Source organism: Aurantimonas marina, from assembly GCF_017183135.1.
In the GTDB taxonomy this organism is placed as follows: domain Bacteria; phylum Pseudomonadota; class Alphaproteobacteria; order Rhizobiales; family Rhizobiaceae; genus Aurantimonas; species Aurantimonas marina.
The window spans coordinates 44,801-68,584 of record NZ_JADDXW010000006.1; the positions used below are offsets into that span (position 1 = coordinate 44,801).

Below are 23,784 nucleotides of genomic sequence, written 5' to 3' on the forward strand. Positions count from 1 at the left end.
CACTCAAACTCGTTTATTCCAGGGACAGGCGCATATCGTGATCAAGGCTCGCATCGTCGTCACTCTCAAGACCGGCGTTCTCGACCCGCAGGGCAAGGCCATCGAGGGCGCGCTCGGGCATCTCGGCTTTGCCGGCGTCGGCGCCGTCCGGCAGGGCAAGGTCTTCGACATCGAAGTCGATGCCGAGGACGAGGCAACGGCGCGGTCAGAGCTTTCCCAGATGTGCGACAAGCTCCTCGCCAACACGGTCATCGAGAACTACACTGTCGAGATCGCGTAAAGGTTGCTCCGGAGCGGGACGATGGCAGAGGTCACGAACGAACTGATGTACGAGCTCATGAAGCGGATGCATCAACAGATGGGCGAAATGAAGCAGGGCATTCGAGAAGTGAAGTCCGAGCTGGTCTCGATCCGCGGACACATGCTCTCGATGCAACACGACATTCACAACATGTATGGCGTGCTCGGCCGCCACGACGAGCGTTTCGAACGGATCGAGCGGCGTTTGGAGTTGCGCGAGATGGCCGAACCTCAGCGCCCATTCGATCATAATTCATGAACACAGCCGTCCTCCTCCTCCCCGGTCTCAATCGCGACCGCGACATGATCGCGGCGCTGACCGCGATCACCGGCAAGGCACCGCTCACGGTCTGGCAGACCGAGACGGCGCTCCCCGACGTCGACCTGATTGTCGTCCCCGGCGGGTTCTCCTTCGGCGATTATCTGCGCTGCGGCGCGATCGCCGCCCGCTCGCCGGTGATGCGCGCCGTCGCCGACGCCGCGGCCAAAGGCGTTCCGGTCCTCGGCGTCTGCAACGGCTTCCAGATCCTTTGCGAAGCAGGGCTGTTGCCCGGCGCCTTGATGCGCAACAATTCGCTGCGCTTCGTCTGCCGGGACGTGAAACTGGAAGTCGTCAACGCCGCTACGCTCTTCACCGCCAATTATCGCCAGGGCCAGGTGATCCGCTGCCCGGTCGCCCATCATGACGGCAATTATTTCGCCGATGCGGACACGCTTGCGCATCTCGAGGGTGAGAACCGGGTCGTATTCCGCTATGCCGAAGGCACCAACCCCAACGGCGCGATCCGCGACATTGCGGGGATCGTCAACGACGCGGGCAACGTCCTCGGCATGATGCCGCATCCGGAAAACCTCGTCGAGCCGGAGCATGGCGGCACCGACGGGCGTGCTCTCTTCGAAAGCGCGCTCGGCATGACCACGAGTGCCGCCGCGTGAGGTCGCTCCCTTTCGGTCGCTTGTCGGCTCTTGCCGCTTTGGTCGTCACGCTCGGTCTCGGCGCCTGTGCCGCGGGTCCTGCGAACCAGAACAAATCAGGCGCTAAGGCCGATTCCGGCCTCGACCGGGTGGAGCGGCTGGCGCTGACGGCCAGTCGCTGTTGGTTCAAGTCGGGCGATCCGGCCTTTGCCCGCTACAGCCTCGCGCCGGAACTCTCCTCCTTCTCCGGCCGGCCGCGCTTCCTGCTCGTGCCGCGCGGTCAGCTGGAAGCACGGCCATTGTTGGTCGTGGAAGCGCAGCCCGGCTCGGCGGAGGTCGCCGTCTACGGGCCGCTGATGAATGAGGCTCTCGCAAGCCGCATCGACACCGACATCACCCGCTGGCGCGCCGGCGCCAAGACCTGTTCGGCCTGATATGAGCACGCTCCGCCGTCCAGGTACCTTGGGCGTCCTGCTTCTTTTCGCCGGCAGCCTCCCCGCCTGCGCCGCGGCCAACGGAACCGCGTCCAGTCCGGCATCACCGCCCGCGACGATCGCGGCGGCGTTCCCGACCACTGCGGATGCAGAACCGGACAGGATGGGCCACCGGGTCGATCCGTCGGCCGCGCCCGTTGCGAGCGGCCAGCTGACTCCGGCCGAGATCGCCTATGTGAACGGCACCGCAGCCGCGATCTATCGGCGCCGCGCCGTCGAACGCGCGACGACCTTCGTGCCGACGGGCGAAGTCGGCGGCTACGGGATTTGCGTGCGCTCGTCCGCGGCCAAGGGCGGTTACGACGTGGCGCTGGTGATAATTGCCCGGCGCCTTTACGGCGAGCCGATCTCGCAGGTGGATGACGATACGATCGTGCTGCGGCGGGCTGCGGACACCGGTGTCTGCCGCGCCACCTCGATGACCTATGTCGCTGCCCGCTCCGGTTGAGATGTACAGACCTGGCTCGCTACCTCCATCCGACTAGCTCGGGCTTTTTCGACACCGCCGCAGATGATAACAGGCCGATCACCCAAAGCGCAGACCAACGCCCAGGAAACGCCATGACCGCCGAGACCGACATCACCCCGGAGCTGATCGCGGCCCACGGACTAAAACCGGATGAATACGAGCGCGTCCTGTCGTTGATCGGCCGCGAGCCGACGATCACCGAACTCGGCATCTTCTCGGCCATGTGGAACGAGCATTGTTCCTACAAATCCTCCAAGCGCTGGCTGCGGACGCTGCCGACCAAGGGGCGGCGCGTCATACAGGGGCCGGGCGAGAATGCCGGCGTCGTCGATATCGGCGACGGCATGGCGGTGGTCTTCAAGATGGAGAGCCACAACCACCCCTCCTTCATCGAGCCCTATCAAGGGGCGGCGACCGGCGTCGGCGGCATTCTGCGCGACGTCTTCACCATGGGCGCGCGGCCGATCGCGGCGATGAACGCGCTCCGCTTCGGCGCGCCGGACCACCCCAAGACCCGTCATCTCGTCGCCGGGGTGGTCGCCGGCGTCGGCGGTTACGGCAATTCCTTCGGCGTGCCGACGGTCGGCGGCGAGGTCAATTTCCATCCCCGCTACAACGGCAATTGCCTGGTCAACGCCTTTGCGGCGGGCCTTGCCCGGACCGATTCGATCTTCCTGTCGGAAGCCAAGGGCGTCGGCCTTCCGGTCGTCTATCTCGGCGCCAAGACCGGCCGTGACGGCGTCGGCGGCGCAACGATGGCGTCGGCCGAATTCGACGAGAACATCGAGGAGAAGCGGCCGACGGTGCAGGTCGGCGATCCCTTCACCGAAAAATGCCTGCTCGAGGCGTGTCTGGAACTCATGCAGACCGGCGCCGTCATCGCCATCCAGGACATGGGCGCGGCGGGCCTCACCTGCTCGGCCGTCGAGATGGGGGCCAAGGGCGGGCTTGGCATCGAGCTCGATCTCGACAAGGTGCCGGTGCGCGAGGCGGCGATGACGCCTTACGAGATGATGCTGTCGGAAAGCCAGGAGCGGATGCTGATGGTGCTCAGCCCCGACAAGCGCGAGGTCGCCGAGGCGATCTTCGTCAAATGGGGGCTCGATTTCGCGATCGTCGGACGCACCACCGACGATCTGCGCTTCCGCATCATGTTCGAGGGCCGCGAGGTCGGCAATCTGCCGATCAAGGAACTCGGCGACGAGGCGCCGGAATACGACCGCCCGTGGATCGAGCCGAAGCCGGCACAAGCAATCCACGCAAAGGACGTCTCCGAGCCCGCCAATTATGGCACCGCCCTGCTGACGTTGCTCGGCTCGCCGGATCTGTGCTCGCGCCGCTGGGTGTTCGAGCAATATGACACGCTGATCCAGGGCAACTCGCTGCAGCGCCCCGGCGGCGACGCCGGCGTCGTGCGCGTCGACGGGCACCGGACCAAGGCGCTCGCCTTTTCCTCCGACGTCACGCCCCGCTATTGCGAGGCCGATCCGTTCCAGGGCGGCGCCCAAGCCGTCGCCGAATGCTGGCGCAACCTAACCGCCGTCGGCGCCGAGCCGCTCGCCGCCACCGACAACCTCAATTTCGGCAATCCGGAAAAACCGGAGCTGATGGGCCAGTTCGTCAAGGCGGTCGAGGGGATCGGCGCGGCCTGCGAGGCCCTAGCCTTCCCGATCGTCTCCGGCAATGTCTCGCTTTATAACGAGACCCATGGCGAGGCGATCTTGCCGACGCCGACCATCGGCGGCGTCGGGCTGATCGATGACCGCGCCAGGACCGCCCGCGTCGGCGGCCTGAAGGAGGGCGACATCCTGTTCCTCGTCGGCCGGGACGGCTCCCATCTTGGCGCGACGATTTATCTGCGTGAGATCGAGGGGCGCGAAGCAGGCGCGCCGCCGCCTGTGGACCTCGCCGAGGAAAGGCGTAACGGCGACTTCGTTCGCGACCTGATCCGGTCGGGCCGTGTCGCGACCTGCCACGATCTGTCGGATGGTGGGTTGGCCATCGCGGTCGCCGAAATCTGCATGGCCTCCGATCGCGGCGCCCGGATCGACGCCGGCAGCGGAGCGGGCCACGCCCTGCTCTTCGGCGAAGATCAGGCTCGCTATGTCGTGGCGGTCGCAGCGAACCTCGCCGAAGTGATCGAGGCCGAGGCCGCGGAAGCTGGCGTGCCTCTGCGCCGGCTCGGTGCTGCTGGCGGGGACAGGCTCGTCATCGACGGTCGGCTCGACATGTCGATCGCGGCGTTGACGATCGCGCACGAATCCTGGTTCCCCGCCTATATGTCGGGGGAGATCATCGAACCGGCGGCCGCCGCCTGAGCGAGAGGCGGCGCCCGCTGGATTGATCGCGCCCGGCGCAATCCCTATCATCCAGCAGGGTTCGCGATTCCAGACGCCGAACCAAGGAGACCCGACATGCCCATGAACGCCAGCGACATCGAGAGGATGATCAAGAGCAAGATTCCCGATGCCGAGGTGACGATCCGTGATCTGGCCGGCGACGGCGACCATTACGCCGCCGAGATCGTCTCGGAGAGCTTTCGCGGCAAGTCCCGGGTGCAGCAGCATCAGATGGTCTACAAGGCCTTGCAGGGCAATATGGGCGGGGAACTCCACGCCCTGGCTCTACAAACCAGCGCGCCGAAGTAGTATGTTGGCGAAATGAGCGAGATCGGCGACACCGTTCCAGATAATTTGGCGAGCCATACGCTCGCCCATCTGCGTCGGATGGACGGCGTCGAAAAGACGATGATTCCAATGATCGATCTCTTGAGCCGACATGCGATGAAGGCAGAGCGCAGTGATCGGGACAATCGCGAGAGCTTCGCCCGGATCGAGCGCGATCTGGGCGAGATAAAAAGCGACGCGATCATTTCCGAGAACAAGAGCTTGGATCGACTCAACGAGGCGCTCGCTCTATCGCGGCGTATCGACAAGCACGAGGAACGGTTGGATAATATCGAAAAGCCGCTCTCCTCTCCACATTCATAAGTCAGGACATGCCATGACAGCCATCAACGAATGGATCGACAACGAGGTGAAGACGAACGACGTCGTCGTCTTCATGAAGGGGACGCCTGCCTTCCCGCAATGCGGATTTTCCGGTCAAATCGTCCAGATTCTCGACTATCTGGGCGTCGAGTATAAGGGCGTGAACGTCCTCTCGACCGACGATCTGCGTCAGGGTATCAAGGACTACGGCGATTGGCCGACGATTCCCCAGCTCTACGTCAAGGGCGAATTCGTCGGCGGCTGCGACATCGTCCGCGAGATGTTCCAGGCCGGTGAGCTACAGACCTTCTTCGGCGAGAATGGTGTGGCGACGACGGCCCCGGCCGCCGCGAACGGCTGACCGCGAAGGACGCGTTTTTTGTCGGGAGCTCGTGGCAGCCCCCGCGTTCCGACGCGGGGGCTTTGCCGTTGACGGACTGTCTCTGCTTCGGATCGACGATTTTATAAGTGCCACTTGCATTTTCTTCGATCGAGGGTAGGTCTCCCCTACCCTTCGTGAGGCCAACCATGTCGAACGCGTCCAACCACGGCGAAACGCGCGGGCTCCCCTATTGGGAGCTGGTGACGATGATCGCCTGCCTGATGGCGATGAACGCGGCGGCGATCGACATCTTCATCCCGGCGATGCAGGAGATGGGGTCGGCGCTCGGCGTGGCTGACGCGAACCAGCGCCAGTTGGTGATTACCGCCTACATCCTGGGGTTTGGTAGCGCTCAGATCGTCTATGGCACGCTCTCCGACCGGTTCGGGCGGCGGCCGATCCTGTTTTTCGGCCTCGGCGTATATGTCGTTGCTTCGGTGGCGGCCATCTTTGCGCCAGACTTCGAGACAGTTCTCGCGCTACGGGCGATCCAGGGCGTCGGCGCAGCGGCGACGCGCGTGATCGCAGTCTCGGTCGTTCGCGATTGTTTTAACGGCCGGCGTATGGCCAGCGTCATGTCGCTGGTGATGATGGTGTTCATGGCCGTGCCGGTGATCGCCCCGAACATCGGCCAGTTGATCATGCTGTTCGGAGACTGGCGCGAGATCTTCCTGGCGATCGGCGTCTTCGGCGTGGTCGTCGCAGTCTGGACGGCCCTTCGCCTGCCCGAGACGCTGCACCCCGAGAACCGACGGGAACTGACCGCCAAGCGCATCCTCGAGGCGTTTCGGATCGTCCTGACCAACCGGGTCGCCTTCGGCTACACGGTCGCGACGGCGCTGATCTTCGGCGTGCTGTTCGGTTTTCTCAACCAGGCCGAACAGCTTTACACGGAGGTCTATGGCCTCGGCCCGACCTTCACCCTCGTCTTCGCCGCAACGGCGGTGTTCATGGCCCTCGCATCTTTTCTCAACGCGCGACTGGTCGAGAAGCTTGGAATGCGCCGCCTCTCCCACGGAGCCCTGATCAGCTTCCTGCTGCTTGCGGTCATCCATCTCGTCGTTGCCTACGCCATGGGGGGCGCTGCCCCGCTGTGGTTCTTCGTCCCCATGCTGACCGTCAATTTCTGTCTGTTCGGCTTCATCGGAACGAATTTCAACGCCCTTGCCATGGATCCGCTCGGCCATGTAGCGGGAACGGCCTCGTCGGTTCTCGGCTTCATGCAGACCTTCGGCGGCGGTCTTTTCGGCGCGCTGATCGGCTATGTCTACGATGGCACGGTGGTCCCGATCCTGGTCGGCTTCACGGTTTTGTCGATCGCCGCACTCGGTTCGGTCTGGCTGGCCGAGGGCCGGCTGTTCGAGGCCAAGAACGCACCGGCGCCTCACGCAAGCCAAGCGCTTCGCCAGAACCCCGCCGAATAGACCTGTCGGAGGCAGACAGGCAGGTCGGGGAGCCTAAACGGGTAGCAGCCCGTCCCTGACATCCCGCCAGAGGCCCGGATCGCACGCCGCGATCAGCGAGCCGCCGCGATCCCTCGGCGTATAGGATGAGCCGTCGGCCTTGGCGACATGCCCGCCCGCCTCGGCGACCAGCAGGCAACCGGCCAGATGGTCCCACGGCATCAGCTTGGCATAGAGCGAGAAATGCGTGCCGCCCGAAGCGAGTAGGCGATACTCGTGGCCGGCACAGCGGTAGTTGCCGAAGATCTTCACCGTTCCGAGACGCGGCAACAGGGCTGCCTTCTCGTCGGCGGGGAAATGGGTCGCGCTGACGCAGCCGACAGCATCGGACAGCGCGACAGGCTTCGCCGTCGTCAGCTTTTGCGTATCGCCCGAAGGCGTTCTGCGGACAGCCCCCGCGCCCTTCTCCGCCAGCATGAAGTCATCGCCCAATGGATCGTAGATGACGCCGCCGACGGCATCTCCCTTCGCAACGACAGCCGCCATGACCGCAAACAGCGGAACGCCCGCAGCGAAGTTCGCCGTCCCGTCGACGGGGTCGACGACGATCGCCAGATCGGCACAGTCAAGTTGATCGAGGAGGTGCGGCTCGGCCGCGACCGACTCCTCCCCGACGAACAATGCGCCGGGTGCGAGTGCGCGGCATTCGCGCGCGATGAAGCGTTCGGCCGCCTCGTCTGCTTCCGTCACAAGATCGGTCGCCGATGCCTTTTCGCGGATGTCGGCGTCGGACAAATTGCGAAAGCGCGGCATGATTTCGGCCTTGGCCGCCTCGCGCAGGATCTCGGCCAGGCGCTCCATATCGACGGAACGGGTCAAGAATCCTGACTTTCGGATGAAGGGGACAGAGTAGCGAAATCGAACAGCGCCGGATCGAGCAGATGCCCAGCCCGCACGTTCGACAGCGCGCGCATCATCACCTGCTTGCGGCCGGGAAACCGCCGCTCCAGGTCGGCCAGCATCTGTTTGGTCACATTGCGCTGCAGCCCGTCCTGGCTGCCGCAGAGATCACAGGGAATGATCGGAAACGCCATGGCGGCGGAAAACTTCGTGATGTCCTCCTCGGCCGACCGAATGAGCGGGCGCAGGACGAGAAGGTCGCCCTCGTCGTTGAGCAGCTTGCCGGGCATCGCCGAGAGCCGGCCGCCGTGAAACAGGTTCATGAAGAAGGTTTCCAGGCAGTCATCCCGGTGATGGCCGAGTACCAGTGCCCCGCAGCCTTCCTCGCGCGCAATGCGATAAAGATTGCCGCGCCGCAGACGCGAACACAGCGCGCAATAGGTGGCGCCCTCGGGCACCTTTTCAGTCACGACCGAATAGGTGTCGCGATATTCGATCCGGTGCGCGATGCCGAAACGGGTCAGGAAATCCGGCAGGACGTGCTTGGGAAAGTTCGGCTGGCCCTGGTCGAGATTGCAGGCCAGAAGGTCGACCGGCAGCAGCCCGCGCCATTTGAGGTCGTGCAGCAGCGCCAGCAGCGCGTAGGAATCCTTGCCGCCCGAGATGCCGACGAGCCAGCGGGCACCAGGCCGCGCCATGGCGCACTGCGTGATCGTTTCGCGCATTTCGCGGAGCAGGCGCTTGCGCAATTTCTTGAAGCCGACCGACGACGGCACGTCGCGAAACAGCGGATGGGCGCCCTCGGCCTCGCTCTCCGGCTCGCCGGCGTCGTCAGCCCGATTCGCCGGGTCGAGGCGATCTTCCTCCAGCATTGTCGTCCCTTCCCCGTTTCACCTCCGTCTAAACGGCGAAGTCCCAAAACAAAAGGCCGCCTCGAGGGGACGGCCTTCGCATTCGTAAGGGATCGAACCGATATCAGCGCGAGTAGAACTCGACGACTAGGTTCGGTTCCATCTGCACCGGATAAGGCACATCGTGGAGACCCGGCACGCGCTGATAGGTCGCGACCATCTTCTGATGATCGACCTCGATATATTCCGGCACGTCGCGCTCGGCGAGCTGGATCGACTCGAGCACGATGGTCAGCTGCTTCGACTTCGGTCGCACCTCGATCACATCACCCGGCTTGCAGACGTATGACTGGATGTTCGTGCGCCGGCCATTGACGTTGACATGGCCGTGATTGACGAACTGGCGCGCCGCGAAGATCGTCGCAACGAACTTCGAGCGGTAGACGACGGCGTCGAGCCGGCTCTCCAGGAGGCCGATCAGGTTCTCGGAGGTGTCGCCACGACGGCGCGCGGCCTCTTCGTAGATCTTACGGAACTGCTTTTCCGATACGTCGCCGTAATAACCCTTGAGCTTCTGCTTGGCGCGCAGCTGCACGCCGAAATCGGAGACCTTGCCCTTGCGGCGCTGGCCGTGCTGGCCCGGTCCGTACTGACGGCGATTGACCGGGGACTTGGGACGACCCCAGATGTTCTCGCCCATGCGGCGATCGATTTTGTACTTCGCTGATGCGCGCTTGCTCATCGCATTTCCTTCAATAACAACGAAGCCCGACGGACCGTCCGCGGACTTTCAAGGAAACGCGCCCTCCTCTGCCCGCATTTCGCGGACTGACAGGACGGCATGGGCACGAAGCGATGCCGTCCACGGGACACGTCAAAAACCGGCTGGAACGGATCCCAACCGGATGAGTGCTTCCTAACGACCGGCCGCATGGGTGTCAACGACCCATTCGGATACGGGCCTCAGTACTTCGCGATGACCCAGATAGCGTGGATGATGCCCGGGATGTAGCCAAACAGCGTCAGGAGGACGTTGATCCAGAAATGCTTGCCCAGGCCGACCTGCAGAAAGACGCCGAGCGGTGGCAGCAGGATGGCGACGATGATGCGGATGATGTCCATGTGTGGTCAAGCCTTCGTGATTGTGTTGACGGACCAACGTTCGCGGCGCGAGGTCGTTCCCGCGGGCCACGGTCCCGCGACGCAACTCGTCATCAATTGGCCGCAACGGCTCGCCAAGGCTGCGGCGATAACCAGACAAAACGGATATGCCATGAAGCCTTTGCTTTTCCCGTCGATCGCCGCGTTTCTGGCCGTTTCCTCTCTGGTGGCCGCGGCCCAGACCGCCGACTATTTCGACCGTTACGATGGTGGCTGGGTCGGTGGCGGCTCGGTGAAGGTGGAGCAGCTTCCCGGACCGAACAATGTGAGCTGCAAGGTCGCGGGCAGCCGCGGCAGCAAGACCTCGTTCTCGCTGGCCGGAACCTGTCGGGCCATGCTGGTCGTGAGCCGGAAGATCGGCGCGGACCTTAGACTCGATCCGGAGACAGGCACCTACTCGGGAACCTATACCGGGTCGTCAAGCGGCCCGGCCCACCTCGTCGGCAGACTGAAAGGTGATACGCTCGATCTCACAGTCACCTGGGGCCGCGTCATCTACGACGACAACACGGCGCGGATGCTGATCGAGAACCCCGGCGGACAATCATTCCGGATGCAGGTCGTGGAAAAGATCGACGGCAAGGCGGTCACGGTCTCGGACCTCAGCTTCCAGCGCGGTTGATTGCAGCCACCGGGCCGTCTTACGGCGCCAGGCCAAAGCCGTGAATCAGTCGCCGGGTCGCGTAGTCCGGCGCGCCGGAGGTGAACACCGCATGGTCGAAACCCTCCGGCAACTCGGCGGCGACGGCAGCGCCGGTCACCTTGAAGGCCTGCCGGGCGATCGCCTCGGCGGGGTCGAGCCAATCGACCGGCCACGGCGCCAGCTTGCGGAACATGTTGGCGAGAAACGGATAGTGCGTGCAGGCGAGGACGACGATGTCGGTACGCCGGCCGTCCCGCTCGACAAAGCATTCGGCGATCTCCCCCCACAGGGCTTTCCCGTCGACCGGCCGTCCCCTGATGTGGCTCTCCGCCATGCCGGCCAGCTTCTGCGAGCCGACCAGGGTCACGTCGCATTGGCGCGCGAAATTGTCGATCAAACCCCGCGTATAGTCGCGCCGCACGGTTCCTGGCGTGGCGAGCACGCTGACGAGGCCCGAACGGGTGCGCTCGGCCGCCGGCTTGATGGCGGGCACCGTGCCGACGAAGGGGATGGAGAAGCGCTCCCGCAGCTCCGGCAGCAGCAGCGTGGAAGCGGTGTTGCAGGCGATGACGGCGGCCTCCGGCCGGTGGGTCGCGATCATTTCCCCGAAAAGGTCGGAAACACGCTGGACCAGTGGCGCCTCCTCCCAGTCGCCATAGGGAAAGCCGGCGTCATCGACGACGTAGACGAAGCGACGATCCGGCATGACGGTTCTGAGCTCCCGCAAGACCGTCAGACCGCCGATACCGGAATCGAACACCAGAATCGGGTCGCTCATTTTTCGCCCTCTCCCCTTGCGATGGCGAAATCGAACGCCTTGATCACGCCGCGCAGGGTCCGCACTTCGGGCTCGGAAAAGCCGGCCTTGGTCAGCATGGTGCGAAGGTTCTGGACAAACACCTCGCGCTTCTCGGGCGGGTGGAAATAACCGGCCTTGGCCAGCGAGGATTCCAGATGCTCGAACAGGCGGTAAAGGTCGGCTTTTTGTGCCGCCGGCGCCTCGGGCGCGGCAAAACGCGGCTTGGTCGCGTCTTCCGTGCCCGCCATGCGCCATGCATAGCTCATCAGCAGCACGGCCTGGGCGATATTGAGCGAGGCAAACGCCGGATCGACCGGAAATGTCACGATCTCGTCGGCGAGCCCGACCTCTTCGTTCGACAGTCCGAAACGCTCCCGGCCGAACAGGATGCCGGCGGACTGGCCGGCGCCGATTCGCGCCCGCAATTCTCCTGCCGCCGTCTCCGGCCCACGCACCGGCTTGAAGCTGTCGCGCGCCCGCGCGGTCGTGGCGAGGACGAAGGTCAGATCGGCCACAGCCGCCTCGACCGAATCGAACAAACGGACGGCGTCGATGACGTGGTCGGCACGGGACGCCGCGGCCCTTGCCTTGTCGCTCGGCCAGCCATCGCGCGGTTTGACGAGCCGCAGATCGACGAGACCGAAATTCGCCATCGCCCGCGCCACCATGCCGATATTCTCACCGAGTTGCGGCTCGACGAGGACGATCGCCGGTCCGGGCGCCGACGTGGGGGATGTAGAGGCAGGCGTCAACATCGCGATCCTTCTTGCCGGACGGCTGATAGCGCGCCCGTTTCGCCGCGCCAAGTCGTCAGACCCGTTCGCGCGCCGCACCGTTCACAACGCGCAACCGTCGACCCCCTGCCAGGCGACCCGCCGCACGCCTTCCGGATCGGCCATCACCTGGTCGCGGATGGCAAATATCTTGGTCTGACGATCGGGACCATAGGCTGGCCAATCGTCCCCGGGTCGGCCCCGATTGACGAAGCACATCCAGTGATCGCGCATCCGCTCGGCGAGCGCCTGGCGCCGGATGTCGGGTAGAACGCCGAGATAGACGCTCCGAAGCGGCTTGAGGAAATCCTCGAAGAGAAGCGGCAGATCGACCGAATGGGTGGCGCCGAGCCGCGACAGCAGCCCCTTCGCCTCCCAATCGAGACGGTACATGTAGGTTTGGGCGCGCTCCGAATGGGCATCTGCCTGGTGGATCGCCGCCATTCGAAACAGAAGATCCGTGCCGAAGGCGACCCGCCCGGCACGGCGGTCGGAATAGAGGCTGGAAATTTTCTCCGCCGCGTCCGGACCCGCGGCCGCCCTCACCCAGGCGGTCAGCGCGGTCTTGTCGCTGTCGATGCGGAAGATCGGCAACTCGCTGAAGAACGAGAACTCGTCGCGGTTCGTGCCGATGAGTAACGGGACAGACTTGATCGTACCGTAGTGCTCCGAAAGGCTCGCCTGCGGTATCTCTCGTCCGTCGAAATAGGGCCGTGAGAGGATCCCGGGATAGTCTCCCCTCAGCGACCGCATGGCCGATGCGAATGCACGCGGACTGAAACGAAACAGCCGTTCGGGATCGCCGTTTTCCGACAGTCGTCCAAGGAGCGCGCGGCTGACCTCGACCGCGCGCGTGCGCGGGTAGAACAGGTTTAAGCCGCCGGACTGGACAATGGCCTGTGCGTAGAGCGGCTGCGAACGCGGCGCTGCAAGATGGAATGCCACCGAGGCCGCGCCCGCTGATTCGCCGGCGATGGTTACCCGCGTCGGGTCGCCGCCAAAGGCCGCGATGTTGTCGCGCACCCATTGAAGCGCCAGGCGCTGGTCAAGCAGCCCGGCATTGGCGGCGAAACGATCATCGCCCGGAAAGATCTCGGCGAAGGCGTTGAAGCCGATCAGTCCGAGGCGGTAATTGATCGTTACGACGACGGCGTCGCCACGCCGGGCAAGATCGTCGCCTGGATATTGCGACCCGGACCCGATGATAAACGCGCCCCCATGGATGAACACGAGGACTGGGCGCGAGCCGGCCATACTCGGCGTCCAGACATTGAGATTCAGGCAATCCTCGCTGAAACGGGCATTCATCCCGGCGATCTTGGCAAGCGGCTCGGGCAGCGATCCGCGTTGCGGCGCGGCCGGCCCGTACCTGTCCGCATGAAAAGTCACCTCGAAGCGCCGGACCGGTTTGGGGATAGCGAAGCGAGCCCGGCCAATCGGCGGCTCGCCATAGGGAATGCCGCGGAATTCGGCGATGCCGCTCTTTTCGATACCGCGCACCGGCCCGCAGGGCGCCTCGACGAGAACCGACTTCGGCATATGGACTCCTGGCTTTTCAAGCTCCGCCTGTCCGGTAGCGTCGCCGAAGCGGCGCTGCTTTGCGCTGACGGATGCCGGTGCTATAGGGCGCACTGAGCTTCGGGAAGCGGCTTCGCTCCCTGTCGTCACCTGTGCGGTCCATCAAGCCGCCGATTTATTTTCAAGGAAGGCGCCGATGGCAAAAATCAAGGTCGACAATCCGGTCGTGGAACTCGACGGCGACGAAATGACCCGGATTATCTGGCATTTCATCAAGGAGAAGCTGATCCATCCCTATCTCGACATCGACCTGAAATACTACGATCTCGGTGTGGAGCATCGCGACGCGACGGACGATCAGGTGACGGTCGACGCGGCCAACGCGATCAAGCAGTACGGCGTCGGCGTGAAATGCGCCACGATCACCCCGGACCAGGGGCGGGTGAGCGAATTCAATCTGAAGAAGATGTGGCGCTCGCCGAATGGCACCATCCGCAACATCCTCGGCGGCGTCATCTTCCGCGAGCCGATCATCGCCAAGAACGTGCCGCGCCTGGTACCGGGCTGGACCAAGCCGATCATTATCGGTCGTCACGCCTATGGCGACCAGTATCGCGCGACGGACTTCAAGTTTCCGGGCAAGGGCAAGCTGACGATCAAATTCGTCGGGGAAGACGGAGAAACGATCGAGCACGAGGTGTTCGACGCGCCAGGCTCCGGCGTCGCCATGGCGATGTACAATCTCGACGATTCGATCCGCGATTTCGCCCGCGCCTCCCTCAATTATGGCCTGATGCGCGGCTACCCGGTCTATCTGTCCACCAAGGACACGATCCTCAAGCAGTATGACGGCCGCTTCAAGGATATCTTCCAGGAGATCTTCGACGCCGAGTTCAAGACGGAATTCGACGCCAAAGGCATCGTCTACGAGCATCGCCTGATCGACGACATGGTGGCCTCGGCGATGAAGTGGTCCGGCGGCTATGTCTGGGCCTGCAAGAACTACGACGGCGACGTGCAGTCGGACACGGTGGCGCAGGGCTTCGGCTCGCTCGGCCTGATGACCTCCGTGCTGATGACCCCCGACGGCAAGACCGTCGAAGCCGAGGCCGCGCACGGCACGGTGACGCGCCACTATCGCCAGCATCAAAAGGGCCAGGAGACCTCGACGAACTCGATCGCCTCGATCTTCGCCTGGACGCGCGGCCTCGCCCACCGGGCCAAGCTCGACGACAACGCCGAGCTCAAGCGCTTCGCCGACACGCTGGAAAAGGTCTGCATCTCCACCGTCGAAAGCGGCTTCATGACCAAGGATCTGGCGTTGCTCATCGGCCCGGACCAGCCTTGGCTGTCGACCACGGGGTTCCTCGACAAGATCGACGAGAACCTGCAGAAGGCGATGGCCTGATCGTCGGTCTCATTTCGAAATGAAAAACAAAAGGGGAGCGACCGGGTCGCCCCCTTTTTCATATCGTCCGCTCGTTGGCGCCATCGCTGAGGCAATGCCGACGCAACCAGGATCCCCGAATCAGGCAGCGCGCGGAAGACGCCTGCTTCGAGACTTGCCAAGCCTATCCCGCTGACCGCGGCGGTCAGGCTGCGAGCGCAGCCTCGACTGCCGAGACGGCGTCATTGGCCTTGTCCGCATCCGGCCCACCGGCCTGCGCCATGTCTGGCCGCCCGCCGCCGCCCCTGCCGCCGATCGCCGCGCTGGCCTGCCGCACCAGCGACACCGCGTCGAACCGCTCTGTCAAATCCGGGGTAACCCCGACGACAACGCTAGCCTTGCCGTCGGCGACGCTCACGAAGACGACGACGCCCGACCCGAGCCCGGCCTTGGCTTCGTCGACGAGGCCTTTGAGGTCCTTGCCGGCGACACCCTCGAGCACCCGTCCCATGAAGCTGACGCCGCCGACATCCTTCGGTGCTGCTGACGAACCCTGTCCGGCACCGTCACCGGCGAGCGCGAGCCGTTTCTTGGCTTCGGCGAGTTCGCGCTCCAGCCGCCGCCGTTCCTCCACGACCGCCTCCAGCCTGTCCGCCACCTCGGCCGGCGCAACCTTCAGCGTCGACGCCATGCGTCGCACGCGCTCGTCCTGTTCGACGAAATAGGCCCGGGCCGCCTCGCCCGTGAGCGCCTCGATACGCCGCACGCCGGCACCGACAGCGCTCTCGCCGACGATATGGATCAGCCCGATGTTGCCGGTCGCGGCAACATGCGTGCCACCGCAGAGTTCGATCGAGAAGGGTTCGCCGGTCTTTTTGCCCCCCTCGGCCGTTCCCATCGAGACCACCCGGACCTCATCGCCATATTTCTCGCCGAACAGCGCCATCGCTCCGGCCGCCATCGCGTCGTCCACTGCCATCAGCCGCGTTTCCACCGGAGCGTTCTGAAGCACAATCCGGTTGGCCAACCGCTCGACTTCGGCGATCTCGCGCGCGTCCAACGGCTTGGGGTGGGAGAAGTCGAAGCGCAGACGTCCCGGCGCCACCATCGAGCCCTTCTGGCCCACATGCGTCCCCAACACCTGGCGCAAGGCTTCATGGAGAAGATGGGTGGCCGAATGATTGAGCCGGATGCACGACCGCCGCGAATGATCGACCGAAAGGTCGAGCGGCATGCCGTTGCGAACCGCGCCCGTCTTGACGGTACCCCGGTGAATGAACAAACCGTCCGCCACTTTCTGGGTATCGATGACATCGATCTCGACGTTGTCGCCGCGCATCGTCCCGGCATCGCCGAGCTGGCCACCCGACTCGCCGTAGAAGGGCGTCTGGTTGAGGACGACGAAGATTTCCTCGCCCGTCTCCGCGCAGTCGATCTCCTGCCCGTCCTTGACCAGCGCCGTGACGACGCCCTCGGCCCGTTCGGTATCGTAGCCGAGGAACTCCGTCGCGCCAGCGCGCTCGCGGATCGGATACCAGATATTTTCGGATGCCGCCTCTCCGGAGCCAGACCAACTGGCCCGTGCCTCGGCCTTCTGGCGCGCCATCGCAGTATTGAACGCGTCGAGATCGACCGCGATGCCGCGCGGGCGCAACGCGTCCTGCGTCAGATCGAGCGGAAAACCATACGTGTCGTAGAGCTTGAACGCCGTCTCCCCTGAGAGCTTCTGGCCGGCCCCCATGCCTTCCGTCGCATCCGTCAGCAGCGTCAGACCGCGATCGAGGGTTTGCAGGAACCGCTTCTCCTCAAGCTTCAGCGTTTCCGAAATCAACGCCTCGGCCCGAACAAGTTCTGGAAAGGCGCGGCCCATCTCGGCGACCAGCGTCGGCAGGACCTTGAACAACACTGGCTCACGCGCCCCAAGCAGCTTGGCGTGGCGCATGGCGCGCCGCATGATCCGCCGCAACACATAGCCGCGGCCCTCGTTCGACGGCAGCACCCCGTCCGCGATGAGAAACGCGGTCGCGCGCAAATGGTCGGCGATGACCCGGTGGCTGGCCACCTTGTCGCCTTCCGCCCGCGAACCGACCGCCGCCTCGACCGACTCGATCAGCGCCTTGAACAGATCAATATCGTAATTGTCGTGGACGCCCTGGAGGACGGCGGCGATCCGCTCCAGCCCCATGCCGGTGTCGATCGACGGACGCGGCAGATCCATGCGCTCGTCGGCTGAAATCTGCTCGAACTGCATGAAGACGAGGTTCCAGATCTCGATGAACCGGTCGCCATCCTCGTCCGGGCTTCCCGGAGGCCCGCCGGGAATGCCCTCGCCATGGTCGAAAAAGATCTCCGAACATGGGCCGCACGGTCCGGTCTCGCCCATCGACCAGAAATTGTCCGACGTGGCGATGCGGATGATGCGGTCATCGGAAAGTCCGGCGATCTTGCGCCAGAGCGTGGCCGCCTCCTCATCCTCGGAAAAGACGGTCACCAGCAGCCGGTCCGCAGGCAGATCGAACTCCTTGGTGATCAGGTTCCAGGCGAGTTCGATCGCCCGATCCTTGAAATAATCGCCGAAGGAGAAATTCCCCAGCATCTCGAAGAAGGTGTGATGGCGTGCGGTGTAGCCGACATTGTCGAGGTCGTTGTGCTTGCCGCCGGCGCGCACGCATTTCTGCGAGGTGACGGCGCGGGAGTAAGGGCGCTTCTCGACGCCGGTAAAGACATTCTTGAATTGCACCATGCCCGCGTTGGTGAACATCAGCGTCGGGTCGTTGCGCGGAACCAGCGGCGAGGACGCGACCGGCTCGTGGTCGTTCTTCGCGAAATAATCGAGAAACGCGGACCGGATTTCGTTGACGCCACTCATGAATGCGACCTTCGGAAAACTGACGGAAAAACACGGTCGGAACACGCAAAGAAGCGCCTCCGATCCCTATCGAAGGCGCTTTGTACAGAGGCCCGGAAGCACTGTCCATCAAGCTCCGCTTTGCCGCGGCACATCCGGCAACAGCCAGCGTCGGCCAGGAGCAGTTCAGTCCTCGCCAGCACTATCGCCGCCCGGATCGACGAGCAGCTGCTCGGCGATCAGACCGGCGTTCTGGCGGATCAGGGCCTCAATCTCATTGGCGACACTGGGATTGTCGCGCAGGAAGTTCTTCGAATTCTCACGTCCCTGCCCCAGTCTTTGACTGTTGTAGGAGAACCAGGCGCCGGATTTTTCGACGATCCCTGATTTGACGCCGAGATCGATCAACTCTCCGGTCTTCGAGACGCCTTCGCCATACATGATATCGAATTCGACCTGCTTGAACGGCGGCGCCAGCTTGTTCTTGACCACCTTCACCTTGGTCTGGTTGCCGGTCACTTCGTCTCGATCCTTGATCGCGCCGATCCGGCGGATGTCGAGACGAACCGAGGCATAGAACTTCAAGGCGTTGCCGCCGGTCGTCGTCTCCGGTGAGCCGAACATCACGCCGATCTTCATGCGGATCTGGTTGATGAAGACGACCATGCATTTCGAGCGGGAAATCGAGCCAGTCAGCTTGCGCAGCGCCTGACTCATCAGTCGCGCCTGCATACCCGGCAGCGAATCGCCCATCTCGCCCTCGATTTCTGCCCGCGGCGTCAACGCCGCGACCGAATCGACAACCAAAACGTCGATCGCGCCCGAGCGAACCAGTGTGTCGGTGATCTCCAGCGCCTGCTCGCCGGTATCGGGCTGCGAGATCAGGAGGTTTTCCAGGTCGACGCCGAGCTTCCTGGCATAGACCGGGTCCAGCGCGTGTTCGGCATCGACGAAGGCGCAGATCCCGCCCTTCTTCTGGGCCTCGGCGATCGTGTGTAGGGCGAGCGTCGTCTTGCCCGAGCTTTCTGGCCCATAGATCTCGACGACCCGGCCTTTCGGCAGCCCGCCGATACCGAGCGCAATGTCGAGTCCGAGCGAGCCTGTCGACACGGTTTCGATCTCGACGATCTGCTCGTTCGCGCCGAGCCGCATGATCGAGCCCTTGCCGAACGCCCGCTCTATCTGCGAAAGCGCGGCATCGAGAGCCTTGTTCTTGTCCAACGAATTTTCCTCGACGAGACGGAGTGTGTTCTGTGCCATGGAGACGGGACCTTATTCCACGCGTTGGACGGGGGTGCAATGATGCGGCCTGAACCGAACATGTACACTTTTTGTTCCAAACGGGCAAGCCCGTATTCATGGTTTGTTCCGGTTTTTCACCACAAGGCGAATCGCGCGCCATCCTTACCGTCCGTTAAAGTTGTATGAAGACGTCCGGTAGCCCGTCTGATGTCCTCTCCGTCTTCGTTGTCGGTGCGGCCCATATCGACCGGCGCGCCAAGGCCGATGCACCGTACCGTCCGGCCGCGTCGAATCCCGGCCGCTTCTTCGACATGCCTGGCGGTGCCGCATTCAATGCTGCCGTGACCCTCGACGCGCTCGGTTGCGCGGTGGTGCTGCAAAGCGCCAGGGGCGGCGATTCGGACGGTTACCGTATCGCCGAGGCGATCGCCGCTCACAAATTCACGGATTTCTCCATCACCTGGATCGACCGCGCGACTCCGACCTATACAGCCATATTGGACGACCGGAGCGAACTCGTTGCCGGCATCGCGGACATGGGTCTCTACGATCTTCTCGTTCCACGCGTGTTCACACGGCGGCATGTCAGGGCGGCGATCGACGAGGCCGATGCCTTGCTGGTCGACGCCAACCTGCCGAGCGGATCGATCGACGCACTGGCGAAGGCCGCGGGCGGGCGTCCCATCGCGGCGATCGGCGTCTCGCCGGCCAAGGTTCGCCGTCTCCAGGGGGCGATCCGCTCCCTTTCGGCGCTGTTTCTGTCCCATGCCGAGGCGACGAGTCTGGTCGAGGCAAGCGCCGGGACGAGTTCGCGCCTGCTCGCCGAGTTCCTGATCGAGTTGGGCGCGCGGCGCGCCGTCATTACCGATGGACCGGGGGAGGTCGTCGTGATCGACGGCGAAGCGATCGCCTTTCAGGAGCCCCCCGCCGTCGTTCCGCTGGACGTCACCGGCGCCGGCGACACGCTCGCCGCTGCGGCGCTGGTCGCCCTTTGCGAGGGGCATGCATGGGTCGATTGCGTGCGCGCCGGCCTAGTGGGGTCGTCGCTCCGAATCTCGGTCGATCCGTTCCCGCCGCGCGACTTCCCTCGGCTGATCCAGGAGGGCGCCGCGGTTCTGCCTGATCCCCACTTCCCGGAAAGGTCCCTGTGATGTCCGTGACACTCCCGTTCAGGTCCTGTGCCGAGGTCACTGATGCGATTGGCAGCCGGCGGCCGGTGGTGGCGCTGGAATCGACCATCATCACCCACGGCATGCCCTATCCGCAGAACCGCGACATGGCCCGCAATGTGGAAGCGATCATACGGGAGCAAGGCGCCGTCCCGGCAACCATCGCGGTTCTGAGCGGACAACTCGTGGTCGGGCTCGACGACCAGGAACTGGACGCGCTCGCGACAACCGGGGACGCGATGAAGCTATCGCGAGCCGACCTTGCCTATGCCGTTGCCGCGGGGCGGACCGGCGCGACCACGGTCGCCGCGACCACGATCGCGGCCGATCTCGCCGGAATTGGCGTCTTCGCCACCGGTGGTATCGGCGGTGTCCACCGCGGCGCCGAGAGGAGCTTCGACATGTCCGCCGATCTGGAGGAGCTTGCGAAAACGCCGGTCATCGTGGTCTGTGCCGGCGCGAAGGCGATCCTCGATCTCAACAAAACCCTGGAAGTCCTGGAGACAAAAGGTGTTCCGGTCATCGGCTACGGCACCAATGAACTCCCTGCCTTCTGGTCGCGCGAATCCGGCCTGCCCGCCCCGATTCGGCTCGATACGGCGGACGAGATCGCCGCCTTTCAAAGGGCCCGGGTCTCCCTTTCGATTGGCGGGGGGATGCTGGTCGCCAATCCGGTTCCCGAGGATCAGGCGGTGCCGCGCGCCATGGTCGAGGGTTGGATCGAACAGGCGCTTGGCGACGCAAGAGCCCAAGGGATCAGCGGCAAGGCCGTGACGCCATTTTTGCTCGATCGCATGTATCATTTGAGCGCGGGGCGTTCGCTGGCCGCCAATATCGCGCTGGTCGAAGCCAACGCACGGCTGGCCGCACGCATCGCCGTTGCCCTTACCAGAGCCGCGTGAGCGGGAAAACACGAGCTGTTCGCGCCTATTCGTCGATCATGGTTTTGACCGCAACGGCCAGTTCGCGAAGCGAGAACGGCTTGGCGAGGAAGCCGAACTTTTCGCCCTCCGGCAAGTTCTTGGCGAACGCGTCCTCGGCGTAGCCCGACACGAAGATGAATTTCAGATCCGGCCGCTTCTTGCGCATTTCGCGAAGCAGAGACGGCCCGTCCATTTCCGGCATGACCACGTCGGAGACCACGAGCTCGATCTGACCGTCAAGTTCTTCCATCACTTCCAGCGCCTCGATGCCGGACGCGGCTTCGTGCACATCGTAGCCGCGCATTTTAAGAGCGCGGACATTGCCGGCCCGCACGTGATCCTCGTCCTCGACGAGCAGGATCGATGCCGTTCCCGAAAGGTCGAGTTTGGCGTTGGAGGGAGCGATCGCACCCGCCTCAATTTTCGGTGCCGCGATCTGATCGGGGATGTGCCGCGGCAGGAAGATTCGAAAGACCGTGCCCTCGCCGGCCTTGGAATCGACGAAAATGAAGCCGCTCGACTGCTTGACGATGCCATAGACCATCGACAGGCCGAGGCCGGTGCCCTTGCCGATCTCCTTGGTAGTGAAGAACGGCTCGAAAATGCGTTCGGCCAGGTCTGGCGGAATCCCGGTTCCGGTGTCCGCGACCTCGACCAGGACATAATCGCCCTCGATCAGCTCAGCATATCCGAAGCCACGGGCTTCGGCGGCCTCGACATTGCGGGTGGAGATGGTGATCGTCCCGCCGTCGGGCATGGCGTCGCGAGCATTCTGCACGAGATTGGTGATCACCTGCTCGAATTGGCCGATATCGGCCATCACCGGCCACAGGTCACGGGCGTGATGGCGCTCTAGTTTGGCGTGATCGCCGCTGACGCGCTTCAGCAGCAAATGCATGTCAGCGACGACGTCGGTGAGGTTGAGCATCTTCGGCCGCATCGTCTGCCGGCGCGAATAAGCCAGCAGCTGACGCACCAGCGAGGCGGCACGGTTGGCGCTCTGCTTGATCAGCAAGAGATCCTGGAACGACGGGTCTCCGGTGCGATGGTTGAGCAGGAGGAAGTCGACCGACGCGGTGATGATCGTCAGGACATTGTTGAAATCGTGGGCGATACCGCCGGCCAAGTTGCCGATCGCCTGCATCTTCTGGCTTTTTGCGAATTGCTCCTCCAGCGCCCGCTGCTCGGTGATCTCGACGCCGTAGAGGATCGCCGCTTCGTGCGTGTCCGGGCCCGCCTTCGGAATCGCGCTGATATAAAGCCGTACGGACCGTGGCCTCTCGCCTAGAACCTCGGCATCGACGGGCGCAATGCCGGCTTGGCCGCGGACAGCGGCGGCAAGCGCCTGCCGCAACCCGTCACGATCGCTTTCGCGGATGCTGCTGCCGATCTCGGCGGTGCCGCTGGATGCATCCAGGCCGAAGACCTGTCGGAAGGCTGCGTTGGAACGGATCGCGCGCCCCTGCTGGTCGAGCGCCGCGATCGCCATGGGGGAGGAATTGAAAAAGCGGGTGAACCGCGCCTCGGCGATTTCCGCTGTATCGGCCGCCTCGCTTTTTCTGCTGCGGCTGAGAACGAGCGTTCGCATGATGCCCGGCGCCGCGGCGTCATCGGCCACCGGCTTGCGCAGGAGCCGCACCGGAAGACTCTGCCCATCGCGGGTCATGAGGTCGAGATCGACGACGCTGGTTCCATCTGCGTCGTCGTCGCTGGCATTGGGCGCCAGCAGCGCGTGGGACGCCTCCGGCACGAAATCGAGAAGTGACAAGTCGCCTGGCTTGAATTCGACCAGATCGACGCCGAGCCACCCGGCCAGCGTTGCGTTGAGATAGGCGATCTTCAGCTCGGCGTCCGTCGCCACGAAACCCGCCGGCGCCCGGTCGAGATAGTCGATCGCGTGCTGGAGATCCTGGAACGAACGCTCCTGCAGCTGGCGGTCAGCAGTGATGTCGAGAATCTGCCAAGCTTGCAGTATACCACTCGATGTCGCGAGCGGACGCACCGAGGCCCGATACCAATGCGGCACGCCATTGCCGGCCGACACCGCGGAGAGGCTGCGCGGCAGACGAAACTCCCGCTGGCCGGAACGGTTTTCACGCGCCAGGTTGGCGAGGTAGTAGATCGCCTCGGAAGCCTCCGGTTCACGCGCCAGCAGCCGTTCCAGCGTTTTCACGGCGGCGGCCGTCGTCGCGCCGGTCGTCTCGCCATAGGCGCTGTTGGCGTAGATGATCCGCCCTTTGCGATCGACGATCAGTGTCCCGTTGCGGGCGGTGTCGAGGAAGTCCTTGGCGATTGCGCCTTCAGCGATTCGGCCGGTGAACCGCACGAATCCGAGGGCGGCGGCGAAGATCGCGGCGATCCCGGCCACGGCGAGCCCGCCGAAGATCACCAGCAGCGCGACGCCGCCATAGGCGTGGCCGAACAGTGCCAGCGATGCTGCCAGGACGATCAGCAAGCCGCCCAGAATGAGCAGGCGCCGCACACCGGATGCGGCCGCGGCCCGGTCGATCAAAGGCTTTTCGGCCGCGCCCATCGCCGCTCCATCCATTTCGATTCGCCCCTGCTTGCCGCAACTATGAATCAAAAGCGAATCCGTGGCGAGAGTTCGCGCCAGGCC

At 64.1% G+C, this 23,784-nt stretch carries 24 protein-coding genes; 14 read left to right on the plus strand and 10 right to left on the minus strand.

Features of this window, described 5'->3' with window-relative positions:
* Nucleotides 1–37: 37 nt before the first annotated feature.
* From purS to ING15_RS08875, 10 genes are all read left to right on the plus strand, one after another.
* Nucleotides 38–280: a phosphoribosylformylglycinamidine synthase subunit PurS gene (gene purS / locus ING15_RS08830; RefSeq protein WP_206454433.1), complete on the plus strand. Its 243-nt coding sequence runs from the start codon at nucleotides 38–40 to the stop codon at nucleotides 278–280.
* Between the two features lie 21 nt (nucleotides 281–301).
* Nucleotides 302–559: a hypothetical protein gene (locus tag ING15_RS08835; protein ID WP_206454434.1), complete on the plus strand. Its 258-nt coding sequence runs from the start codon at nucleotides 302–304 to the stop codon at nucleotides 557–559.
* A complete protein-coding gene (gene purQ, locus ING15_RS08840; RefSeq protein WP_206454435.1) occupies nucleotides 556–1,236 on the plus strand; it encodes a phosphoribosylformylglycinamidine synthase subunit PurQ in 681 nt (226 codons plus the stop codon). The genes ING15_RS08835 and purQ overlap by 4 nt, the downstream gene beginning before the upstream one ends.
* The gene (locus ING15_RS08845) at nucleotides 1,233–1,649 is read left to right on the plus strand and encodes a hypothetical protein (RefSeq protein WP_332873800.1); all 417 of its coding nucleotides are present in this window, start codon (nucleotides 1,233–1,235) and stop codon (nucleotides 1,647–1,649) included. The genes purQ and ING15_RS08845 overlap by 4 nt, the downstream gene beginning before the upstream one ends.
* Before the next feature lies 1 nt (nucleotide 1,650).
* Nucleotides 1,651–2,157: a hypothetical protein gene (locus tag ING15_RS08850; RefSeq protein WP_206454436.1), complete on the plus strand. Its 507-nt coding sequence runs from the start codon at nucleotides 1,651–1,653 to the stop codon at nucleotides 2,155–2,157.
* A 113-nt stretch (nucleotides 2,158–2,270) separates the two neighbouring features.
* Nucleotides 2,271–4,496, plus strand: a complete 2,226-nt coding sequence (purL, locus tag ING15_RS08855) for a phosphoribosylformylglycinamidine synthase subunit PurL (protein WP_206454437.1) — start codon at nucleotides 2,271–2,273, stop codon at nucleotides 4,494–4,496.
* Between the two features lie 96 nt (nucleotides 4,497–4,592).
* Complete coding sequence (locus tag ING15_RS08860) at nucleotides 4,593–4,826, plus strand: BolA family protein (protein ID WP_206454438.1); 234 nt, start codon at nucleotides 4,593–4,595, stop codon at nucleotides 4,824–4,826.
* Between the two features lie 12 nt (nucleotides 4,827–4,838).
* Nucleotides 4,839–5,168 (plus strand): hypothetical protein, encoded by a 330-nt coding sequence (locus ING15_RS08865; protein WP_206454439.1) that lies wholly within the window; start codon nucleotides 4,839–4,841, stop codon nucleotides 5,166–5,168.
* Between the two features lie 13 nt (nucleotides 5,169–5,181).
* Nucleotides 5,182–5,529, plus strand: coding sequence for a Grx4 family monothiol glutaredoxin (gene grxD, locus ING15_RS08870; protein WP_206454440.1), 348 nt, complete (start codon nucleotides 5,182–5,184; stop codon nucleotides 5,527–5,529).
* Between the two features lie 167 nt (nucleotides 5,530–5,696).
* Complete coding sequence (locus ING15_RS08875) at nucleotides 5,697–6,974, plus strand: multidrug effflux MFS transporter (protein WP_206454441.1); 1,278 nt, start codon at nucleotides 5,697–5,699, stop codon at nucleotides 6,972–6,974.
* 33 nt (nucleotides 6,975–7,007) lie between these two features.
* On the opposite strand, the gene ING15_RS08880 is transcribed toward ING15_RS08875, so the two are convergent.
* From ING15_RS08880 to ING15_RS08895, 4 genes are all read right to left on the minus strand, one after another.
* Nucleotides 7,008–7,832: an inositol monophosphatase family protein gene (locus ING15_RS08880; RefSeq protein ID WP_206454442.1), complete on the minus strand. Its 825-nt coding sequence runs from the start codon at nucleotides 7,830–7,832 to the stop codon at nucleotides 7,008–7,010.
* A complete protein-coding gene (ttcA, locus tag ING15_RS08885) occupies nucleotides 7,829–8,725 on the minus strand; it encodes a tRNA 2-thiocytidine(32) synthetase TtcA (protein WP_206454443.1) in 897 nt (298 codons plus the stop codon). The genes ING15_RS08880 and ttcA overlap by 4 nt, the downstream gene beginning before the upstream one ends.
* Before the next feature lie 103 nt (nucleotides 8,726–8,828).
* On the minus strand, nucleotides 8,829–9,446 hold the full coding sequence (gene rpsD / locus ING15_RS08890; protein WP_206454444.1) for a 30S ribosomal protein S4: 618 nt from the start codon (nucleotides 9,444–9,446) through the stop codon (nucleotides 8,829–8,831).
* 221 nt (nucleotides 9,447–9,667) lie between these two features.
* Nucleotides 9,668–9,826: a YqaE/Pmp3 family membrane protein gene (locus ING15_RS08895; protein WP_206454445.1), complete on the minus strand. Its 159-nt coding sequence runs from the start codon at nucleotides 9,824–9,826 to the stop codon at nucleotides 9,668–9,670.
* Between ING15_RS08895 and ING15_RS08900 the strand changes: the two genes are divergently transcribed.
* Nucleotides 9,798–10,487, plus strand: a complete 690-nt coding sequence (locus ING15_RS08900; protein ID WP_206454446.1) for a hypothetical protein — start codon at nucleotides 9,798–9,800, stop codon at nucleotides 10,485–10,487. The two genes, ING15_RS08895 and ING15_RS08900, sit on opposite strands and share 29 nt — an antisense overlap.
* Nucleotides 10,488–10,506: 19 nt before the next feature.
* Here the strand turns inward: ING15_RS08900 and murI are convergent, their stop codons facing one another.
* The 3 genes from murI to ING15_RS08915 form a co-directional block, all read right to left on the minus strand.
* Nucleotides 10,507–11,286 (minus strand): glutamate racemase, encoded by a 780-nt coding sequence (gene murI, locus ING15_RS08905; RefSeq protein ID WP_206454447.1) that lies wholly within the window; start codon nucleotides 11,284–11,286, stop codon nucleotides 10,507–10,509.
* On the minus strand, nucleotides 11,283–12,062 hold the full coding sequence (locus ING15_RS08910; RefSeq protein ID WP_206454448.1) for an RNA methyltransferase: 780 nt from the start codon (nucleotides 12,060–12,062) through the stop codon (nucleotides 11,283–11,285). Before ING15_RS08910 ends, murI begins: the two co-directional genes overlap by 4 nt.
* 81 nt (nucleotides 12,063–12,143) lie before the next feature.
* The gene (locus ING15_RS08915; protein WP_206454449.1) at nucleotides 12,144–13,619 is read right to left on the minus strand and encodes a carboxylesterase/lipase family protein; all 1,476 of its coding nucleotides are present in this window, start codon (nucleotides 13,617–13,619) and stop codon (nucleotides 12,144–12,146) included.
* 175 nt (nucleotides 13,620–13,794) lie between these two features.
* Here ING15_RS08915 and ING15_RS08920 point away from each other — a divergent pair, with 175 nt between their 5' ends.
* Nucleotides 13,795–15,006: an NADP-dependent isocitrate dehydrogenase gene (locus tag ING15_RS08920; protein WP_206454450.1), complete on the plus strand. Its 1,212-nt coding sequence runs from the start codon at nucleotides 13,795–13,797 to the stop codon at nucleotides 15,004–15,006.
* Nucleotides 15,007–15,190: 184 nt separating this feature from the next.
* Here the strand turns inward: ING15_RS08920 and alaS are convergent, their stop codons facing one another.
* A complete protein-coding gene (gene alaS, locus ING15_RS08925) occupies nucleotides 15,191–17,854 on the minus strand; it encodes an alanine--tRNA ligase (protein ID WP_206454451.1) in 2,664 nt (887 codons plus the stop codon).
* Between the two features lie 165 nt (nucleotides 17,855–18,019).
* Nucleotides 18,020–19,093, minus strand: coding sequence for a recombinase RecA (recA, locus tag ING15_RS08930; RefSeq protein WP_206454452.1), 1,074 nt, complete (start codon nucleotides 19,091–19,093; stop codon nucleotides 18,020–18,022).
* Between the two features lie 164 nt (nucleotides 19,094–19,257).
* On the opposite strand from recA, the gene ING15_RS08935 reads away from it, so the two are divergent.
* The gene (locus tag ING15_RS08935; protein WP_206454453.1) at nucleotides 19,258–20,226 is read left to right on the plus strand and encodes a PfkB family carbohydrate kinase; all 969 of its coding nucleotides are present in this window, start codon (nucleotides 19,258–19,260) and stop codon (nucleotides 20,224–20,226) included.
* Nucleotides 20,226–21,146: a pseudouridine-5'-phosphate glycosidase gene (locus ING15_RS08940; protein WP_206454454.1), complete on the plus strand. Its 921-nt coding sequence runs from the start codon at nucleotides 20,226–20,228 to the stop codon at nucleotides 21,144–21,146. Before ING15_RS08935 ends, ING15_RS08940 begins: the two co-directional genes overlap by 1 nt.
* A gap of 25 nt (nucleotides 21,147–21,171) precedes the next feature.
* Here the strand turns inward: ING15_RS08940 and cckA are convergent, their stop codons facing one another.
* Nucleotides 21,172–23,751, minus strand: coding sequence for a cell cycle histidine kinase CckA (cckA, locus tag ING15_RS08945; protein WP_232845658.1), 2,580 nt, complete (start codon nucleotides 23,749–23,751; stop codon nucleotides 21,172–21,174).
* Nucleotides 23,752–23,784 lie beyond the last annotated feature (33 nt).

Coding starts and splice junctions, on each gene's coding strand:
- ING15_RS08835 (WP_206454434.1), top strand. CDS start 302: ATGGCAGAGGTCACGAACGAACTGATGTACGAGCTCATGAAGCGGATG.
- purQ (WP_206454435.1), top strand. CDS start 556: ATGAACACAGCCGTCCTCCTCCTCCCCGGTCTCAATCGCGACCGCGAC.
- ING15_RS08850 (WP_206454436.1), top strand. CDS start 1,651: ATGAGCACGCTCCGCCGTCCAGGTACCTTGGGCGTCCTGCTTCTTTTC.
- purL (WP_206454437.1), top strand. CDS start 2,271: ATGACCGCCGAGACCGACATCACCCCGGAGCTGATCGCGGCCCACGGA.
- ING15_RS08860 (WP_206454438.1), top strand. CDS start 4,593: ATGCCCATGAACGCCAGCGACATCGAGAGGATGATCAAGAGCAAGATT.
- ING15_RS08865 (WP_206454439.1), top strand. CDS start 4,839: ATGAGCGAGATCGGCGACACCGTTCCAGATAATTTGGCGAGCCATACG.
- grxD (WP_206454440.1), top strand. CDS start 5,182: ATGACAGCCATCAACGAATGGATCGACAACGAGGTGAAGACGAACGAC.
- ING15_RS08875 (WP_206454441.1), top strand. CDS start 5,697: ATGTCGAACGCGTCCAACCACGGCGAAACGCGCGGGCTCCCCTATTGG.
- ttcA (WP_206454443.1), bottom strand. CDS start 8,725: ATGCTGGAGGAAGATCGCCTCGACCCGGCGAATCGGGCTGACGACGCC.
- rpsD (WP_206454444.1), bottom strand. CDS start 9,446: ATGAGCAAGCGCGCATCAGCGAAGTACAAAATCGATCGCCGCATGGGC.
- ING15_RS08900 (WP_206454446.1), top strand. CDS start 9,798: ATGGCGACGATGATGCGGATGATGTCCATGTGTGGTCAAGCCTTCGTG.
- ING15_RS08895 (WP_206454445.1), bottom strand. CDS start 9,826: ATGGACATCATCCGCATCATCGTCGCCATCCTGCTGCCACCGCTCGGC.
- murI (WP_206454447.1), bottom strand. CDS start 11,286: ATGAGCGACCCGATTCTGGTGTTCGATTCCGGTATCGGCGGTCTGACG.
- ING15_RS08910 (WP_206454448.1), bottom strand. CDS start 12,062: ATGTTGACGCCTGCCTCTACATCCCCCACGTCGGCGCCCGGACCGGCG.
- ING15_RS08915 (WP_206454449.1), bottom strand. CDS start 13,619: ATGCCGAAGTCGGTTCTCGTCGAGGCGCCCTGCGGGCCGGTGCGCGGT.
- ING15_RS08920 (WP_206454450.1), top strand. CDS start 13,795: ATGGCAAAAATCAAGGTCGACAATCCGGTCGTGGAACTCGACGGCGAC.
- alaS (WP_206454451.1), bottom strand. CDS start 17,854: ATGAGTGGCGTCAACGAAATCCGGTCCGCGTTTCTCGATTATTTCGCG.
- recA (WP_206454452.1), bottom strand. CDS start 19,093: ATGGCACAGAACACACTCCGTCTCGTCGAGGAAAATTCGTTGGACAAG.
- ING15_RS08935 (WP_206454453.1), top strand. CDS start 19,258: ATGAAGACGTCCGGTAGCCCGTCTGATGTCCTCTCCGTCTTCGTTGTC.
- ING15_RS08940 (WP_206454454.1), top strand. CDS start 20,226: ATGTCCGTGACACTCCCGTTCAGGTCCTGTGCCGAGGTCACTGATGCG.